This window comes from Arthrobacter sp. B6 (assembly GCF_001663775.1).
In the GTDB taxonomy this organism is placed as follows: domain Bacteria; phylum Actinomycetota; class Actinomycetes; order Actinomycetales; family Micrococcaceae; genus Arthrobacter.
Genome location: NZ_KV467168.1, coordinates 2838522 through 2854506, shown reverse-complemented (window position 1 = coordinate 2854506; position 15985 = coordinate 2838522). Strand labels below are relative to the sequence as shown.

General features: G+C 67.5%; 18 protein-coding genes and 1 pseudogene. 12 read left to right on the top strand and 7 right to left on the bottom strand.

What is annotated here, in order from left to right:
* The first annotated feature begins 5 nt into the window (after nucleotides 1-5).
* The 5 genes from AU175_RS12650 to AU175_RS12630 all read left to right on the top strand — a co-directional run bounded on the left by AU175_RS12650 (nucleotide 6) and on the right by AU175_RS12630 (nucleotide 3163).
* The gene (locus AU175_RS12650) at nucleotides 6-329 is read left to right on the top strand and encodes a DMT family transporter (RefSeq protein ID WP_066289351.1); all 324 of its coding nucleotides are present in this window, start codon (nucleotides 6-8) and stop codon (nucleotides 327-329) included.
* Nucleotides 329-688 (top strand): DMT family transporter, encoded by a 360-nt coding sequence (locus AU175_RS12645; protein ID WP_066289349.1) that lies wholly within the window; start codon nucleotides 329-331, stop codon nucleotides 686-688. Before AU175_RS12650 ends, AU175_RS12645 begins: the two co-directional genes overlap by 1 nt.
* Nucleotides 689-697: 9 nt before the next feature.
* Nucleotides 698-1324, top strand: coding sequence for a nucleoside/nucleotide kinase family protein (locus AU175_RS12640; protein WP_066289347.1), 627 nt, complete (start codon nucleotides 698-700; stop codon nucleotides 1322-1324).
* A 167-nt stretch (nucleotides 1325-1491) separates the two neighbouring features.
* Nucleotides 1492-2487, top strand: a complete 996-nt coding sequence (locus AU175_RS12635) for an aldo/keto reductase (RefSeq protein ID WP_066289343.1) — start codon at nucleotides 1492-1494, stop codon at nucleotides 2485-2487.
* Nucleotides 2488-2512: 25 nt separating this feature from the next.
* Nucleotides 2513-3163 (top strand): MBL fold metallo-hydrolase, encoded by a 651-nt coding sequence (locus tag AU175_RS12630; protein ID WP_066289341.1) that lies wholly within the window; start codon nucleotides 2513-2515, stop codon nucleotides 3161-3163.
* Between the two features lie 104 nt (nucleotides 3164-3267).
* Here AU175_RS12630 and AU175_RS12625 read toward each other — a convergent pair whose 3' ends face one another.
* A complete protein-coding gene (locus AU175_RS12625; RefSeq protein WP_066289339.1) occupies nucleotides 3268-5160 on the bottom strand; it encodes a DEAD/DEAH box helicase in 1893 nt (630 codons plus the stop codon).
* Nucleotides 5161-5568: 408 nt separating this feature from the next.
* On the opposite strand from AU175_RS12625, the gene AU175_RS12620 reads away from it, so the two are divergent.
* Together AU175_RS12620 and AU175_RS12615 are read left to right on the top strand one after the other, a co-directional pair.
* On the top strand, nucleotides 5569-6294 hold the full coding sequence (locus AU175_RS12620) for a class I SAM-dependent methyltransferase (protein WP_066289338.1): 726 nt from the start codon (nucleotides 5569-5571) through the stop codon (nucleotides 6292-6294).
* A gap of 42 nt (nucleotides 6295-6336) precedes the next feature.
* Nucleotides 6337-6939, top strand: a complete 603-nt coding sequence (locus tag AU175_RS12615) for a dihydrofolate reductase family protein (RefSeq protein WP_066289336.1) — start codon at nucleotides 6337-6339, stop codon at nucleotides 6937-6939.
* A gap of 81 nt (nucleotides 6940-7020) precedes the next feature.
* Here AU175_RS12615 and AU175_RS12610 read toward each other — a convergent pair whose 3' ends face one another.
* A complete protein-coding gene (locus AU175_RS12610; RefSeq protein WP_066289333.1) occupies nucleotides 7021-8421 on the bottom strand; it encodes an MFS transporter in 1401 nt (466 codons plus the stop codon).
* A gap of 107 nt (nucleotides 8422-8528) precedes the next feature.
* On the opposite strand from AU175_RS12610, the gene soxR reads away from it, so the two are divergent.
* Nucleotides 8529-9005, top strand: coding sequence for a redox-sensitive transcriptional activator SoxR (gene soxR / locus AU175_RS12605; protein WP_066289329.1), 477 nt, complete (start codon nucleotides 8529-8531; stop codon nucleotides 9003-9005).
* Between the two features lie 68 nt (nucleotides 9006-9073).
* On the opposite strand, the pseudogene AU175_RS12600 reads toward soxR, so the two are convergent.
* Nucleotides 9074-9313 (bottom strand): annotated as a pseudogene (locus AU175_RS12600) (MFS transporter); the annotation flags it as partial.
* Between the two features lie 129 nt (nucleotides 9314-9442).
* On the opposite strand from AU175_RS12600, the gene AU175_RS12595 reads away from it, so the two are divergent.
* Together AU175_RS12595 and trmB are read left to right on the top strand one after the other, a co-directional pair.
* On the top strand, nucleotides 9443-9844 hold the full coding sequence (locus AU175_RS12595) for a hypothetical protein (protein ID WP_156642296.1): 402 nt from the start codon (nucleotides 9443-9445) through the stop codon (nucleotides 9842-9844).
* 105 nt (nucleotides 9845-9949) lie between these two features.
* Entirely contained in the window at nucleotides 9950-10873 is a 924-nt protein-coding gene (gene trmB / locus AU175_RS12590) for a tRNA (guanosine(46)-N7)-methyltransferase TrmB (protein WP_066289322.1), read from the top strand.
* Nucleotides 10874-10929: 56 nt separating this feature from the next.
* Here trmB and AU175_RS12585 read toward each other — a convergent pair whose 3' ends face one another.
* Both AU175_RS12585 and AU175_RS12580 read right to left on the bottom strand, forming a co-directional pair.
* Nucleotides 10930-11376 carry a hypothetical protein gene (locus AU175_RS12585; protein WP_066289320.1) on the bottom strand — a complete coding sequence of 149 codons (447 nt, stop codon included), beginning with the start codon at nucleotides 11374-11376 and terminating at the stop codon, nucleotides 10930-10932.
* 57 nt (nucleotides 11377-11433) lie between these two features.
* Nucleotides 11434-13101, bottom strand: a complete 1668-nt coding sequence (locus AU175_RS12580; RefSeq protein ID WP_231938543.1) for a hypothetical protein — start codon at nucleotides 13099-13101, stop codon at nucleotides 11434-11436.
* Between the two features lie 93 nt (nucleotides 13102-13194).
* On the opposite strand from AU175_RS12580, the gene AU175_RS12575 reads away from it, so the two are divergent.
* Nucleotides 13195-14043, top strand: a complete 849-nt coding sequence (locus AU175_RS12575; protein ID WP_066289317.1) for a DUF1206 domain-containing protein — start codon at nucleotides 13195-13197, stop codon at nucleotides 14041-14043.
* A 97-nt stretch (nucleotides 14044-14140) separates the two neighbouring features.
* Entirely contained in the window at nucleotides 14141-14653 is a 513-nt protein-coding gene (locus AU175_RS12570) for a type II toxin-antitoxin system RatA family toxin (RefSeq protein ID WP_066289315.1), read from the top strand.
* 9 nt (nucleotides 14654-14662) lie between these two features.
* Here the strand turns inward: AU175_RS12570 and AU175_RS12565 are convergent, their stop codons facing one another.
* Nucleotides 14663-15328, bottom strand: a complete 666-nt coding sequence (locus AU175_RS12565; RefSeq protein ID WP_066289313.1) for an anti-sigma factor family protein — start codon at nucleotides 15326-15328, stop codon at nucleotides 14663-14665.
* Nucleotides 15325-15825 carry a sigma-70 family RNA polymerase sigma factor gene (locus tag AU175_RS12560; RefSeq protein ID WP_066289311.1) on the bottom strand — a complete coding sequence of 167 codons (501 nt, stop codon included), beginning with the start codon at nucleotides 15823-15825 and terminating at the stop codon, nucleotides 15325-15327. The genes AU175_RS12565 and AU175_RS12560 overlap by 4 nt, the downstream gene beginning before the upstream one ends.
* Between the last annotated feature and the right edge of the window lie 160 nt (nucleotides 15826-15985).

The window sequence follows — 15985 nt, the reverse complement described above, 5'->3', positions numbered from 1 at the left end:
CTGTCATGTCGTGGTTAATCCTCATTCTTTCCGGGGCGCTGGAAGCCGTCTGGGCCGCCGCCCTGCACCGGACCTTCCAGGCGTCCGGCCGGCGCCGGCTCGCACCCGGACTCCTCTTCCTGGTTGCCGTCCTTGCCAGCATGGCAGGCCTGGCCATCGCCATGCAGGCCATCCCCACCGGAACCGCCTACGCCGTCTGGGTAGGCGTGGGCGTGGTGCTGACGTCCGCCTACGCGATCATCACCAGGACGGAACGTCCGACGGCGGCGCGCCTCCTGCTGCTCACCGGCATAGCCGCGTGCGTGGTTGGCCTGAAGGTGGTGGCGTAATGAACAAGCGTTCCGCGGCCTGGCTGATGCTCCTGGCCTCCGCCGTGCTGGAAGCCGTCTGGGCCACTGCCCTGGGCCTGTCCGACGGCTTCACCCGCCCCCTCCCCACTATTGTCTTCGCTGTGACGGCCACGCTCAGCATGGTTGGCCTGGGGCTGGCCATCCGCAGCATTCCGCTCGGGACCGCCTACGCCGTCTGGGTAGGGATCGGGGCTGCCCTGACGGTGGCCTGGGCGATGGCCACCGGCGTCGAACCCTTCAGCGTCCTGAAAGTGCTGTTCATCGCCGGGATCGTGGGCTGCGCGGCGGGGCTGAAGGCGCTGCCGTCGAAATCCGCCGCCGCCGACGCCCCGGTTTAGGCTTTTGCCATGGACTCCCCCGAAGTACAGCAGGCGCTCGCCGCACTCAGGCACCGGCTCGACGGCGGTCGCCGGACGCTGCTGGGCATCACCGGTTCGCCCGGCTCCGGAAAGTCAACCTTCGCGGCCTGGCTCCAGCAGCAGTTCGGCCTGGCCGTTGCCGTGGTGGTGCCGATGGACGGCTTCCACTTGGGCAACTCGATCATCGACGGCACACCGCTGCGACAGCGCAAAGGGGCAATGGACACGTTCGACGTCGGCGGGTACCTGTCGCTGTTGCAGCGCCTGGTGCGGCGGGACGAGCCGGTGGTGTACGCCCCAGAATTCCGGCGCACCCTGGACGAGCCGGTGGCCGCGTCGATCGCCGTCCCCGCGTCCGTGCCGCTGGTGATTACGGAAGGCAACTACCTGCTCGCGGAGTCACCGCAGTGGAAGGACGTCCGGGCGCAGCTGGATGAGGTCTGGTTCATGGACACCCCTCCGCCCCTGCGGCTGGGCCGGCTGGGGGACCGGCACGTGGAGTTCGGCATGGAGCGGACGGCGGCGGAAGCCTGGGCAACGGGCCCGGACGAGGCCAACGCGGCGATGATCGAGGCCACGCGGCAGGCCGCGGACCGGATCATCCCCTGGGGCTAGGTAACACCAGCGAGGGGTGAGATCCCGGCGCCAAGCCCTGGCCGGAGCGACGGGAACCCACCCCTCGGCGGCGGGGCGCGGCCGCCCGGCAGGGACCCGGCACGGAATACGGCGGCCCGGGGCGGGGTTCTTGGCTGGGACACATCCACAATGAACGGAGCGCACTCATGACTGCACCACTGGTTCACCTTGGCGACGGCCTCAAAGTCAGTCCCCTGGGCTTCGGCGGGATGGCACTTACGCCGGTCTACGGCGGGGTTGACCAGCGCGAGGCGCTCACAACCCTGCACCATGCCGTGGATGCCGGCGTCAGCTTCATCGACACCGCGGACATCTACGGCGGGGGCAGCAATGAGGAACTCATCGCGCAGTTACTCAAGGACCGCCGGGGCGAGGTGCAGCTCGCCACCAAGTTTTCGCTCGTGGGCACGCCGGCGGAAGGCTACACAGACATCAGGGGCGACGCCGCCTACGTCAGGCAGGCAGTGGACGCCAGCCTGAAGCGCCTCGGCACGGACGTGATCGACCTCTACTACATGCACCGCCGCGACCTCCGCGTTCCGATTGTGGAAACCGTGGAAGCAATGGCGGGGCTGGTGCAGCAAGGCAAGGTCAAACATCTTGGCCTGTCCGAAGTGACGGCGCAGGAACTCGCCGAAGCCCACGCGGTGCACCCCATCGCCGCCGTCCAGAGCGAATGGTCCATCTGGAGCCGCGACGTGGAACGCCACGTTGTTCCGGCCGCGGCCGGCCTGGGCGTGGGGTTTGTGCCGTATTCGCCACTGGGCCGGGGATTCCTCACCGGAACGGTGGACGCTTCCGCCCTCGGAGCCAATGACTTCCGACGCCGGATCCCCCGCTTCGCCGAGGACGCCGCCAACGCAAACCGGGGAGTAGTGGCTGCCGTGCAGAAGGTCGCCGCCGAGTTGGCCGCGACGCCAGCCCAGGTGGCACTCGCGTGGCTGCTGGGGCAGGGAACGCGGCTGGGCCTGTCAGTGGTCCCGATCCCCGGCACCCGCAAGGCCCACCGGATCGACGAAAACCTGGGCGCCCTGTCCCTGGACCTGACCCCGGCGCAACTGGACGCGTTGGACCAGGCCGCGGACGCCGTCGTCGGCTCCCGTTCTGCGGACCCCACCTGGGTGTCCCAAGGCCGTGAATAGCCGGGCCTTGAATAGGCTGAAGCCCATGGACACGCTCATTCACGACTTACAGTACGTTACCGTCCGCCGCATTTCGGTCAGCGAGATGGACAACAATGTGTATCTGCTGACCGCCAAAAAGTCCGGCGCGCAACTGCTGATTGACGCAGCGGACGACCTTCCGGCCATCCAGGGGCTGCTGCAGGACGCCGCCACCGACGCTGCGGCGACGCCCAAACTGGAACTTATCGCCACCACGCACCAGCACTGGGACCACGTCCGCGCCCTGCCTGCCTTGGTGGAAGCAACCGGGGCCAGGACGGCGGCCGGAACGGACGACGCCCCGGAGCTCCCGGTGAAGGTGGACGTGCTGCTGAACCACGGGGACGTCGGCAACTTCGACGGCTTCGACGTGACGGCAGTGCACCTGCGCGGACACACGCCCGGGTCCGTCGCGTTGGTCTACCAGGATCCCAACGGCCCGGCCCACATCTTCTCCGGGGATTCACTCTTTCCCGGAGGCGTGGGCAACACCCAGAAGGATCCTGACCGGTTCAGCCAGCTGATCAACGATGTGAGCGAGCGGCTGTTCGATGTGTATCCGGACGACACCGTGGTGCACCCGGGCCACGGGAAACCCACCACCCTTGGCGCGGAACGCCCGCACCTTGAGGAGTGGCGCGCCCGCGGCTGGTAGCTTTCAGGTTCGCGCTGCACTTGGTGATTCGCGCTGCGCATAATGCCGGACGCTGCGGATATACCCGTAGCGCCCGGCATTCTGCGTAGCGAAGAACCGTACCCCTAGCGGCCGCGGCGTTCGTTCGACGCCGGTGCTGACGCGCGGCGGGGGCCGCTGCGCGCCGGACGGCCATCGCTCGACCGACCACTGCCGCCGTTGCCGGCGTAGGATCCGCCGGACGTTCCACCGGTGTTGGAGGACCAGACGGCCTTGTTGCCGCCCGTTGCACTGGCACCTGCCGAGCGCTGTCCGCCACCCGTGCGGGCACCGGCACCGGCTGCGGCGCGCTGGCCCGTTGCCGGGCGTCCGCCACGCTGTCCGCCGGAGGAAGCCGGACGACCGGTGCCACCACGGGGGGCATCGCTGCGGGTGACACGCGAATCCGGACGACCGTCCGAGCCGCGGCCAGCCGATGCACGGCCACCTGCCGCGGGGACGTCGTTGCGGTGCGTGGAGGCTGCAGTACCACGGCCACGGGCGTTGCGGCGTGCAGCGGCTGCGGCGATGGCGCGGTCTTCGTTCTGCTCGATGACGCGGTCTGCGGCGTTGCGGGCAGCGGCCTGGCCTTCGTAGGCCACGGCGCGGCGCTCGGCACGGGGCAGGTCGGTGCGGGGAGCCTCAGCCGAGACCCGTCCGCGTCCGCCACGTCCGCCGCGGCCACCCGTGGTGGGTGCGGCCTGGCGGCGTGCCCGCTTGCGTTCGGCGTTGGCACCGGTGGAGGTGCCGCCGCCCTGCTGCTTGGCTTTGGTGGCCAGCAGTGCAGCGCGGGTGCGCGGATCGATCTTGTCTGCCATTTCGCCAACGAGCTCAGCAACCAGCGGGGAGTTGGCGGTGACGCGCTCGAAGTTGACCTCGACTCCGGCAGCCTTCATCAGCTTCTTCACGTCGCTCTGCTGCTCCGGGAGGGTCAGCGTGACAACGGTTCCGTCAGAACCCGCACGGGCCGTACGGCCGGAGCGGTGGAGGTAAGCCTTGTGCTCGGTGGGCGGGTCCACGTGGATCACCAGTTCGACGTCGTCCACGTGGACGCCGCGGGCTGCGACGTCGGTGGCCACCAGGACGCGGACGTCACCGGAGGAGAACTCTGCCAGGTTGCGGTCACGGGCGTTCTGCGAAAGGTTGCCGTGCAGGTCGACGGCGGGGATCCCGGCGTCGGTCAGCGTTTTGGCCAGCTTGCGGGCGTGGTGCTTGGTGCGCATGAAGAGCACGCGGCGACCGGCGCCGGAGGCGAGCTCAACAATCAGCTGCTTCTTGACGGTCTGGTCGTTAACCACCAGCACGTGGTGTTCCATGGTGGTCACCGCGGCCTGCGGATCGTCCACGGAATGGGTCAGCGGGTTGGACAGGTAACGCTGGACGATCTTGTCCACGCCGTTGTCCAGGGTGGCGGAGAAGAGCAGGCGCTGGCCCTGGCTGGGGGTCATGTCCATGAGCTTCTTCACGACCGGCAGGAAGCCGAGGTCGGCCATGTGGTCGGCCTCGTCCAGGACGGTGACCTCAACGGCTTCGAGGGTCAGGATGCGCTGGCGGATCAGGTCCTCCAGGCGGCCCGGGCAGGCGATGACAATGTCGACGCCGGCGCGCAGCGCCTTTTCCTGGCGTGCCTGGGAGATTCCGCCGTAGATCACGGTGGTGTTCAGGCCCATGGCCTTGGCCATCGGCTCGATGGTGGCGTTGATCTGGGTGGCCAGCTCGCGGGTCGGTGCGAGGACCAGGCCCATGGGGCGGCCCGGCTTGCGGAAGTGCTTGGCTTCCCGCTCAGCGAGTCGTGCTACAAGCGGGATGGCAAAGGCAATGGTCTTGCCGGAGCCGGTGCGGCCACGGCCCAGGACGTCGCGTCCGGCCAGGGTGTCCGGGAGGGTCTTCACCTGGATGGGGAACGGTTCAACGATTCCCTGTGCGGTGAGGGTCTCGGCGAGTGCTTTGGGCGTGCCGAGGGCAGCGAAAGTAGTCATGTAGTCAAAGGTCTTTCAGGCGGTATCCGTGCGGATATCGGCCCCCGACGCCGGTTGGCTCAGGGGTTCGCCGAAGAAAAGTCAGGTGATCAACCAGCCTGCTGCCGCTTATTCAAAGCGACGGCCGGGACCAAATGGAACGCGTTCATCGACGCAGGATGTGCCTCTCACATGAAAAAAGCCCAGTCCCTAAATGAAGGGAAACCCGGGCATCACTGCACATCAAGTTCCACCAGTCTAGCACCCCGCTGCGCTCCGCCCCGCCGTCGGCCCTCTGCGCCCGCCCCAACTGGGTAGCAGCAGATGTCGCTACGAGCGCTCATAAGAACATCTGCTGCTACCCAGTTGGGGGTGGACAGCGGATGAGGGGCGTTGCCATCGGGCGCCCTCCAGGAGCACGCTTGAGGCATGACGCAACAGGGCGAAGACCACCACCACAAATCGGACGACGGCGGCACCCGGCTCAGTGACGAACCGCCCCAAAGTGCCGCAGAATCCTGGGACGAAAGGTACCGCAGCAAGCCGAAGCTCTGGAGCGGCAAGCCCAACCCGCAGCTGGTCCGCGAAGGAGGCGGGCTGCGGCCGGGCAGGGCCCTGGACCTGGGCTGCGGCGAAGGGGCCGACGCCATCTGGCTCGCCCAGCAGGGCTGGACCGTCACCGCCGTCGACGTTTCCGCCGTCGCACTGGAACGCGCCGCCGCGCATGAGAAGGCCGCACTGGAGCGCGAGAGCGTGCACGCCCAAGGACCGGGCGAAATTCCCAGCCGCATCCACTGGGAACAGTGCGACCTTGAGGAATGGGAACCCGCGGGAACGTACGACCTCGTGTCCTCCCAGTTCCTGCATTCACCGCAACTGGCGTGGCAGGGTCCGCTGCGGGCGGCCGCAGCCGCCGTCAAGCCTGGCGGCACACTGCTGATCGTGGGCCACCATCCGCACCAGCTGCCACCGTGGGGAAACCACACCTCACCGGAGATGTTCTACACCCCTGCGCAGCTGGTGCAGGAACTCGGCCTGGACTCTTCGGAATGGCAGGTGGAGGTGAACACCATCCGGGAGCGGGTGGTTGCTGGCCCCGACGGCCGCGAAGCCGTCATCGGCGATACTGTGCTCCGGGCCACCCGGCTGTCCTGACCCGCACTTTTCCTGGCCTAACCCCACAGGGAGGACTGCACCATGGCAAGGCTCATCGCAGAAATGACCATGTCGCTGGACGGGTTCATCGCCCTGCCGGACGACTCCATCGGCGGACTGTTCGACTGGTATGACAACGGCCCGGTGGAGGTTCCCACGGCCAGGCCTGACATGACCTGGCACGTCACGGAAGCCAGCGCTGAGCATCTCCGGCGGACCACGTCCACCGCGGGCGCGCTCCTGGTGGGGCGCCGCGTCTTCGACATCACCCACGGCTGGGACGGGCAGCATCCCATCAATTGCCCCGTTGTGGTGCTCAGCCACTCCGTCCCGGACGGCTGGCCGCGCGAGGGCGTGCCGTACACGTTCATCACCAGCGGCTTCCAGGAGGCTGCGGCGGAAGCCCAAAAGCTCGCCGGGGACAAGGACGTTGGCCTCGCCGGCCCGGACGTCATCCGGCAGGCGATCGACGCCGGCCTCCTCGCCGAGATCCGCGTCAACCTGGCGCCCTGGCTGCTGGGCTCCGGCATCCGCTTCTTCGATCACCTGAATGCCGCGCCGGTGAAACTGGAACGGACCCGCGTGATCGAGGGCGACGGCGTCACCCACCTCTACTTCAACGTCCTCCCCCGCCCGGACTACTGACCATTACATCCGAGTTTTTGTCCAGATAACGCGACTTTGCCGGGGCAATAGCGGCATTATCTGGACAAAAACTCCGGGGGGCTACCGCGAAACCCGCGGGGCCACGGCGACACCGGCCGCGGCGAGGACGGCGGCGAGGGCGAAGACGCCCGTGAACGATCCCGCCGTCGTCGTAAATGCCGCGAACACGATGCCCGTGGCGGCCAGCGCCAGCGCGCCGCCCAGCGAGTCGGAGATGGACATGGCCGAGCTATTGAAGCCCTGGTTGTCCTTGGTGGACAGCGCCAGTGTCATCACGCTCAGCCGCGGGTACAGCAGACCCATGCCGCCGCCGGCGAAAATCCAGCCTGAAATCGCGACGGCGGCAGGCCAGTTGAGTGCCGTGGTGGCCAAGGCCAGGCTGATGGCCGCAAGCACTAGCACCGAGCCGATGCGCACCGCTTTGCGGTGGTCCAGCCGGGTGCCGAGGCGGCCCTGGATGGCGGAGGCGGCGGCCCATGCCAGTGCGCCGCCCGTGAGGGTGAGGCCGGCGAAGGTGGGCGAGAACGCGTACTGCTCAATCAGGAGGTAGGGCAGGTACACCTCGGCGCCGAAGAACGCAGCCGACGCGAGGCCGCGGGTGAGGATCACGCTCGGCAGGCCACGGCGGGCAGTCAGGGTTCCGCGCGGCACCAGCGGGCGGACGGCCACCATGGCGACCGCGACGGCGGCCACCGCCAGGATCGCGGGCGCGGCGGGGATGGCGGCGACCCGGACCTCCGCGGACAGGTTCAGCCCCAGGACAGCCAGTGCGGCGAGCGCAGCCCAGGCGAGGCGGCCCACCGCCCACGGCGGGGTTGCTGCTTCCCGGGGTTGCCGGTCGACGCCGCGGAGCACCGGAGCGATCATCACCAGGGCGGGAACCACCAGTCCCACCACGCCCAGGAACACCCAGTGCCAGCTCAGGAGCTGCGCCACGATGCCGGCCGCGAAAGGACCCACCAGCGACGGGATCACCCATGCGGCGGCAAACGCTGCGAAAATTTTCGGGTGCAGGACGGCAGGGTAGACCCTGGCCACCACCACGTAGAGGGCAACGGTCATGGCTCCGCCGCCGAGGCCCTGCACCAGGCGGCCGGCCACCAGCGCGGGCATGGACGCCGCGGTGCCCGCGATCAGTAGGCCCACAACGAACAGCGCCACGGAGGCGTACAGCGCGGCGGTCGGGCCGCGCCGGTCCGACCAGTTCCCCGCCGCCACCATGCCGATCACGCCGGTGGCCAGCGGCCCGGCGAAGGCCAGCGCGTACAGGCTGGCTCCGTCCAGGTCGCGGCTGACTACCGGCATGATGGTGGTCACCGCCAATGATTCGAATGCTGCCAGGAACACCAGGGCGCACGCGCCGATGGTCACCCACAGGTAGGGACGCTGCAGGATCCCGGCGGCGGGGTCGGTGGCTGGGAGGGTGGAATCGCGCACGGTAACGGCCTGATCAGAAGTCATGGACGCTAACCTAGGACCTCAACTAAGGTTGAGGTCAAGGCGGGCGGCCGGGTTGCGGAAGGGCCGGATCCCCGGCCCGGAACACCGTTGATCCAACAGGGGGAAGCATGCCACAGGTGGCGGCAGGGGCGCACCATGCCCTCAGCATCGGCGAGTTGTCCGACCGGAGCGGAGTGGCGCCGTCGGCCCTTCATTTCTACGAACGCAACGGGCTTATTTCGTCCGAGCGCACCTCCGGAAACCAAAGGCGGTACCGCCGGGACGCGCTCCGCCGGGTGGCGTTCATCCGGGTGTCCCAGCGGGTGGGCATCCCGCTGAAGGACATCCGCAGCGCCCTGGACTCCCTGCCGGAAGGGCGTACACCCACTAAACGGGACTGGTCGCGGCTGTCAAGGCTGTGGCGCGCGGAACTGGACGCCCGGATTGAGGCGCTGGAGCACCTCCGGAGTGACCTCGACGGCTGCATCGGCTGTGGCTGCCTGAGCCTGAAAGCGTGCCGGCTGCAGAACCCGGAGGACAGCCTGGGCGACGGCGGCACGGGCGCCCGTGTTTGGGACCCTGCTGTCAGCCGGCGCGGCAGCTAAGCGTCCCGCCTCCCCAACTGGGTAGCAGCAGATGTTCTTATGGGCGCCCAAAACGACATCTGCTGCTACCCAAACCTGCGCCCCAGGACGGGCGCGAGCGGCGCAAATACGCCCAGGAGGGTGACGGGAACGGTTGTCAGTGCCACGACGGCCCAGCCGGGCAGACCGGCGTCAGACCTGGCCAGCGCGCGGCGGCTGCCGGGGCCGCCCGGAAGCGTCGTGCGAGGCGCCGCGGGAACGTCGTCGATCTCGGCGTCAACCAGGAGGTCCGGTCCGTCGGCGGGCTTGGCTGGAGTCACGCGACCCATTGTGTCAGGGTGCGGTCCGGCTTCACCGTTGGGCGGACTTATCCACATATGAGCTTCGGCTCTGGTTGGGAATAGGGCGGTTTTCCTAGGCTGGAGACGTTCCGCGGGTCCCTGCAACGATTGGAAAACATGAACGCTCCACAGCACGTCCCACCGCCGGAGGGGCCGTCCCCGCCGCAGATGCAGCCTTCACCGTCACCTGGCGCCGGGGCTGCCCGAGCGGCCAAGTGTGGCGTCGCGAGCCTGATGTTCGCTATAGCGGCGCCACTTAGCCTCGGCGGCACCCTCCCGGTGGCTGCACTTTTCACCGCAGCGTCCTACTACCTCGCAGCACCCATGTACGTCTATCGGTATACACCACTGGTCATTTTGAGCCTGCCGGTTCTTTCCGGCCTTGCGTCTGTGGGGCTGGCCATTGCCGCGTTATGGGGCACGCGTGCAGGATCGAAGAGCCGCCGGGCAGCCGTTGCCGCCCTGTGCGTTGACGGCGTGGTCTTTACGCTTGGTCTGGTGATCCTCCAGGGCTGGTGACGCTTTGGCCCGAGGCCTATGCCAGCTCCTCCACCGAGACGCATGCCAGTTCCGAAGGACTCTGCTGGAACAGGCGGCGCACCGATCTCCTCTATTCTGGAAGGGATGAGCGAAACCCCAGAAACCCCCCAGTCTCCGCATGTTCCGCGGCCGGTGACACCCGGCACGCAGGCGTCATTCGGCACCTACGGCGGCAGGCCGGTCAGCTTTGTTCGGCGCGGAACCCGGCTGCAGGGCCGCCGCCAGGCCGCCTGGGAAGAACATGCCGGGCGTTGGGCCGTGGATGTGCCCCGGCACGTGGCGAATACGTCGGTGCATCCCGATTACACGTTCGACGCCGAAGCAGAGTTTGGGCGCCTGGCGCCCCTGGTGGTGGAGATCGGCTCCGGCCTGGGCGACGCCATCTGCCACGCCGCCGAGCAGAACCCGGACACTGACTTCCTGGCCGTCGAGGTTTACACGCCCGGCCTGGCCAACACCATCATCAAGATCAACAGCCGCGGACTTAAGAACGTCCGTGTGGTCGAGGCCAACGCCCCGGAGGTGCTGGCCACCATGCTGCCCGCCGGCTCCGTCACCGAACTGTGGGTGTTCTTCCCGGACCCGTGGCATAAATCCCGGCATCACAAGCGCCGCCTGATCCAGCCGGAATTCGCAGACCTCGCCGCCCGGGCGCTCAAGCCGGGCGGTCTCTGGCGGATTGCCACGGACTGGTCCAACTACGCCGTCCACGTCCGCGACGTCCTGGCGGGTTCGGCGGCTTTTGAGAACCTGCACACCGGCCAGCGCCGTGGGCCGGAGAGTCCCCTGACGCAGGTGTGGCAGTCCGGCGTCGAGTCGCTGGTGGGCGGCGCACCGGTCCGTGAGGGCCGTGCACCGGTGAGCACCGAGCACACCGGCCCCAACGAGGGCATCGATGAAACCGGCGGCTGGGCCCCGCGCTTCGAAGGCAGGATCCGCACCAGCTTCGAGGCCAAGGCCCACGAGGCTGGCCGGCTGATCTTCGACCTCTGTTACCGCCGCCTTTAGACACCAGCCTTCAAGCTGGCAGGCCGTAATGGGCAGCACCTGACGGACAACCCGCGTCAGGCCGGCCGGATGGAGGAGACGATCTCCTTCAGGAGGTCCACGCGCGGTTCGATCTCCGGATTGACGTAGGGCCAGATGACCACGACACCGATGAACCTGCTCTCTTCCCAGATGCCCACGGTGGCGGCCACCTTCGCCGAACCCCGGGCGTCCGTGTAGCCCACCAGGACGGCGTACGCGGACCTGCCCGGAAGGTTCAGTTCACCTTCGGTGATCAGGGTCCCGCTGCGCTCTTCCAGGTAGAACTCGGACATCAGGTGCGCCCAGCCGTTGGCCTGCGGCGCGTCCTGAACGGACGTGTCGTCCTTGATGACGGTGACCAAAACATCGCCAAGCAGTCCGTACTGTTCGCTGTTGGGACCGGCCGACGAGTCTTCGAGGACCTGTGTGTGCTCAGGGAAGTCGGCGGTAAAGCCGAGCGGCGATTCGATGTGGACTGACATTATTGCTCCTTCAGCAGAAAGTCTTGGCTTGGCCGGCACCAGTAACGGGCACCCGCGTCAGAGCCTTTCGAGCTTCGTGTCGTTGGGGACCTTATAGTACGTGGACACATTGGTAGTGGCCTTGTTCTCGGTCTTGACCTCCACCTCGCCCAGCTTGACGTCAAACCCGGCTTGGTTGGACGCCGTCACTACGGTGTTGACCTGTACTGTGGCGGAGCCGGCCTCGTACAGCCTGGCGGCGTCGGAGGCCGCTGCGACGTCGTTGCCCGACGCCACATTCCTCATGTAGCTGTCGATCACAGCCTTGTTCTCGGCGGAGTAATCCACGTTGATCTTCACGGTGCCCTGCATGCCGGCAGTCACGGTGGACTCGACCTTGGCAGCTTTTACGTCGCCGCCGGCCGTGACGCCTTCAGCCACCGTGCCCTCCAGGGAGATGGAGACAGAGTCGATGTTGCTGCCCCTGTCCAGGTTTACTTCCAGTCCGCCCTTGCCCGACGCTTCAAACACGCGCCCGTCAAGGTCCAGTTTGCCCTGGGCTGACACTTCACCGGTGGCGGTGGCAGTACCGTCCGTCAGGTTCCGTTCGTAGGCAAGATCCAGCTTGGCCGAGCCTGATGCGGGACCGGAATCGCCCTCGGCTTCCAGCGACAGCGTTCCCTTGGCCTTGTCCGTCTGGCCGGTTGAGCCGTTATCGCCGGCTGCATCGTTGATGGTGTCCAGGATGTAGCCCGGCGGATTGCCGGCCACGTCCTTGATTTCGCCCACGCTGTCCGGCGGGAGGTCCCTGTACATCTGTTCCCGGGCGGCCATGGCCTCCTCCACGCTGGCGAAGGTGTACTCGCGGGAGACCTCGCCGCTGAGCGTGACCCCGGCCGTCCCGGTGGTGTCGTTGACGCCCAGCCCCATGTTTCCGTACACCTTCATGGTGGCGGAACCGTCAGCGTTCTCAATCACCTGCGTGCCCACCTCGGCTCCACCGTGGACCCACGCAACCCTCGCGTCGATGGAGGCCTTGCCCGACTCCGTATAGACAGGAATGTCTTCCTTGGCGAGTTCCTGCAGGTGCTGTCTGGCCTGCTCCTGGGCGGACTCCGGGATGCCCCCGTCCATCCGCATGAGGTCCTCGGCGAAGGGGCCGTCCTCCCCTTCGCCTTCGATCAGGTATTTCCGGTCTTCAGCGGACAGGCCGGCCCACCACGTCGCCTGCTCTTCCGGGCTTGCGTCCAGCATCTTGTCCAGACCCTGCTCAAGCTCCTTGCGGTGGGCGGCCAGTTCGGCTGCCTTCTCCGCCTGCTCCTTCAGCCAGTCCTTTGCCTGGTTCACAAGGGCCTGGAACTTGTCCCAGGTGCTGCCACCGGCACCGCCCCCTGTTGAGCCGCCTGACGCCTTTTCCTGCTCGTCAGCGTGCTGCAGCAGGATTCTCGAGTTCTCCCGGAGGCTGGTCACCACGCGTTCCAGGCTGGGGCGGTGGCTGCTGGTCCAGTCTTGGCGGAAGTGTTCACCGTCAGCACCTTTCCAGGTGGCGGCCTGGATCTGGTTCTGCAGTGACGTTGCCCTGCTGCTGAGCAACAGGGCCGCCTTGTCCACCGCTTTGGCCAGCTCCCGAAGCTCGCTGACATCAGCGCCGTAAAAGGTCATGGTGGCTCCCCCAAAGAAGTTGCGCAGTTCAAGGCCTGCATGGACCATATCGTTGCACAGCATCCCTGACGCGGCGATGGGCATCACTCCCCATCGCCGCCGGGCTGTTCGGGAGCGGCAACCCGTGGCACGATTGGCCTTGTGGTGGGGGCACGCACATTTGCGCTCCCTGGGCGCTTGCACAAAGGAACGGCCATCAAAAAAGAACTAAGGCAAGCCGCAGATGCGGCGGAGGGCGTCACTAATTCACGCACATTCGAGCTGCTTGCCAGGGCCGGGTTTGCAGCCAGCGGTGTCCTGCACATCCTGGTAGGCCTCATCGCCATCCGGCTGGCCTCGGGCGGAAGTGGAAGCGCCGATTTCAGCGGTGCCGTGGCGGAGCTCGCCAGCCAGCCTGCCGGGCCCTTCCTGTTGTGGGGCAGCTTCGCGGCGTGCGCGGCGTTGGCCATCTGGCAGGCCAGCGACGCGATCTTCGACTACGGCCGCCTGCCCACCAAGGAAAAGGTGGGAAAGAAACTCAAGGCCGCGGCACAGGCGCTGGTGTTCGCCGGCCTGGCGCTGACGCTTGCCTCCTTTGCTATGGGAACCGGCTCCGGCGGCGACAACCAGCAGTCCGCGACTGACCTGACCGTCACTGTGATGAAGGCACCCGGGGGCGTGGCACTCCTGGTCCTGGTGGGAGTGGGAATCGCCGTCACCGGAGTGATCTATGGCATCCGCGGTGTCAAGAAGTCCTTCGAAAAGCACCTCAAGATGCCGGCAGATCCCAAGGCACGCACGGCTGTTAAGGTGCTGGGCGTGGCGGGGTATGTTGCCAAGGGAACCGTCCTGTTCCTGACTGGCCTGCTGATCGCCATCGCCACCCTCCGTGCGTCCCCGGAGGAATCCACCGGCCTCGACGGCGGACTCAAGGCTCTGCGGGACCAACCCTTCGGCATCTACCTCCTCGCCGCAGTAGGCGCCGGGCTGATCTGCTACGGCGTCTACATGGTGGTCCGGGCGCGCCTGGCCAAAATGACCCAGTAACGCCGTTGCCGCCCCGGCAGAAACCGCCCCGGCAGAACCGCGTGGGGCGGCTTCCGGCAGGGAGGCTGCTCCGGCCCGACCGGGCTAGGGTGGAGGCATGCCCCAGGTACACGCCGAACGCCTCATCCGCCTCGATCCGGAGACAGCCTTCGCCTTCTCCCAGACCACCGGCGACTTCCGGCTGAAATGGGATCCGTTCATCTCCGCTCAGGGATGGCTTGACGGCGCCACCGCCCCCGGAAAAGGGGTCCGGACGCGGACGGTCTCCCGGATGGGCCTGGTCATGGTGAGCGAGTACGTCTCCTTCGCCCCGCCCAAAAACGTGGGGATGACCATGGTGTCCGGTCCGTGGTTCTTCGAAAAATTCGGCGGCGGCTGGCGTTTCACCCCGGACGACGGCGGCACCCGGGCCGTCTGGAAGTACACCTTCTCCTGCCGCCCCGCGTGGCTGCGACCTCTGGCCGAGAGGATGGGCACCTGGCTCCTGGGCAAGGAGATCAACAAACGGATCGACGCGTTCGCCCGGGCCTGCGAGGACCAGGAGCTGGTGGCCGAATTCCACGCCCTTTCGGCAAGGAATCCCCCGGCTCGCCCTGGTCGCCTGGTTTAGGCAGACCCGCTACGGCACCGTGATCACGGCAACGGCGTGCTGGGTTCCGTCCCGCAGTTCAACACTGGCAATGCTGGCAAGCTGAACCGGTGTGGCGCCGGTGACCCGGACCCTGCCGCTCGGCGTGGCCGTCCAGGCACATGCCCGGTCCTCGCCGCCGTCGCGGTCCCGGACCCACAGCGAGAGCGTCCCGTCCAGCGGCATGCTGCTGCCGTTCACGGCCACTTCGGTCCCCCAGGTCTTGCGGGCCAGGTCCACGCTGAGGCGCAGGCCGTCACCGGACTGGACCGAGTAGCTGGCGTCCGGCTGCGGAGGCCGGTTCAGGACCGGCCCCGCGGCCAGGCCCAGGGCGAGGCACGCGGCGGCCACTGCGCCCACCAGCGCCGCCCACCGCCGTCGTGATGTCCGACGGCGGGTGGCCAGTTCGTCCAGGACAGCGCGGGGCGGGGATGCGGCAGGCTCCGTCTGCACGGGTATGCGGTGGGCCGCCGTGAGCGCCACGGCGTCCGGAACCGGGACCACATCCAGCAAAGCGGGCAGGCTTTCCAGTTCGGCGAGGTCCGCCCGGCAGTCCGCGCAAACCTCAAGGTGGGCCTCGAAGCGCTGCGAATCGGCGGCGTCCAGGCCCCCGATCAGGTAGGCCCCAAGCAGGTGGTGGGGATCGGAGGCGTTCACCGCTCCACCCCCATTTCGTCCAGGATGGTGCGCAGGGCACGGACCGCGTAGAAGGCGCGGGATTTTACCGTTCCGCTGGGGATGTTCAGCTGCACCGACGCCTCGTTGACGGTGAACCGCCGGTAGTGCAGGGCCACCAGGACGTCCCGGTGTTCACTGCTGAGGCGGAGCAGCGCCTCCTCCATCAGGACGCGGTTGAGGAGCTCGTCCACACGTTCCACTGCGTCCGCGGGATCGGCGAGGTCGCGTTCCAGGGCTTCGGCGGGCCGCCGCTGGGCCTTGCGGTAGTTGTCGATCATGATGTTCCGCGCCGTCCGGAACAAGTAGCTGCGGAGGCTGCCGGTGATTTCCGGAGCCTGCTGCCAGACCCGCAGCACGGTTTCCTGAACCACGTCCTCGGCCAGTTGCGGGTCACGGGAGGCGCTGAGGACAAAGCGGCGCAAAGCCGTGCCGTGGTCGCGGTAGATCGCGGCCACCACGTCCTCGTCGAGGGGCATGCCGGAGCCTCCTGTCCTGATACACCTGCCGGTTCGGCTGATACGACGTGCGCTGTCCGTAAATGGTTCATGGCCGGCAGCGACGCCAAAACGGGTAGAAGTCCTTTGAACCATTCTTCACCCTGGCGCGTCGTACCGGTTAGCGTCCGGTGATCCGACG

What these genes read in the sequence shown, in the direction of transcription:
- AU175_RS12650 (WP_066289351.1), top strand. Translation starts at nt 6, where the DNA reads ATGTCGTGGTTAATCCTCATTCTTTCCGGGGCGCTGGAAGCCGTCTGG.
- AU175_RS12645 (WP_066289349.1), top strand. Translation starts at nt 329, where the DNA reads ATGAACAAGCGTTCCGCGGCCTGGCTGATGCTCCTGGCCTCCGCCGTG.
- AU175_RS12640 (WP_066289347.1), top strand. Translation starts at nt 698, where the DNA reads ATGGACTCCCCCGAAGTACAGCAGGCGCTCGCCGCACTCAGGCACCGG.
- AU175_RS12635 (WP_066289343.1), top strand. Translation starts at nt 1,492, where the DNA reads ATGACTGCACCACTGGTTCACCTTGGCGACGGCCTCAAAGTCAGTCCC.
- AU175_RS12630 (WP_066289341.1), top strand. Translation starts at nt 2,513, where the DNA reads ATGGACACGCTCATTCACGACTTACAGTACGTTACCGTCCGCCGCATT.
- AU175_RS12625 (WP_066289339.1), bottom strand. Translation starts at nt 5,160, where the DNA reads ATGACTACTTTCGCTGCCCTCGGCACGCCCAAAGCACTCGCCGAGACC.
- AU175_RS12620 (WP_066289338.1), top strand. Translation starts at nt 5,569, where the DNA reads ATGACGCAACAGGGCGAAGACCACCACCACAAATCGGACGACGGCGGC.
- AU175_RS12615 (WP_066289336.1), top strand. Translation starts at nt 6,337, where the DNA reads ATGGCAAGGCTCATCGCAGAAATGACCATGTCGCTGGACGGGTTCATC.
- AU175_RS12610 (WP_066289333.1), bottom strand. Translation starts at nt 8,421, where the DNA reads ATGACTTCTGATCAGGCCGTTACCGTGCGCGATTCCACCCTCCCAGCC.
- soxR (WP_066289329.1), top strand. Translation starts at nt 8,529, where the DNA reads ATGCCACAGGTGGCGGCAGGGGCGCACCATGCCCTCAGCATCGGCGAG.
- AU175_RS12595 (WP_156642296.1), top strand. Translation starts at nt 9,443, where the DNA reads ATGAACGCTCCACAGCACGTCCCACCGCCGGAGGGGCCGTCCCCGCCG.
- trmB (WP_066289322.1), top strand. Translation starts at nt 9,950, where the DNA reads ATGAGCGAAACCCCAGAAACCCCCCAGTCTCCGCATGTTCCGCGGCCG.
- AU175_RS12585 (WP_066289320.1), bottom strand. Translation starts at nt 11,376, where the DNA reads ATGTCAGTCCACATCGAATCGCCGCTCGGCTTTACCGCCGACTTCCCT.
- AU175_RS12580 (WP_231938543.1), bottom strand. Translation starts at nt 13,101, where the DNA reads ATGCCCATCGCCGCGTCAGGGATGCTGTGCAACGATATGGTCCATGCA.
- AU175_RS12570 (WP_066289315.1), top strand. Translation starts at nt 14,141, where the DNA reads ATGCCCCAGGTACACGCCGAACGCCTCATCCGCCTCGATCCGGAGACA.
- AU175_RS12560 (WP_066289311.1), bottom strand. Translation starts at nt 15,825, where the DNA reads ATGCCCCTCGACGAGGACGTGGTGGCCGCGATCTACCGCGACCACGGC.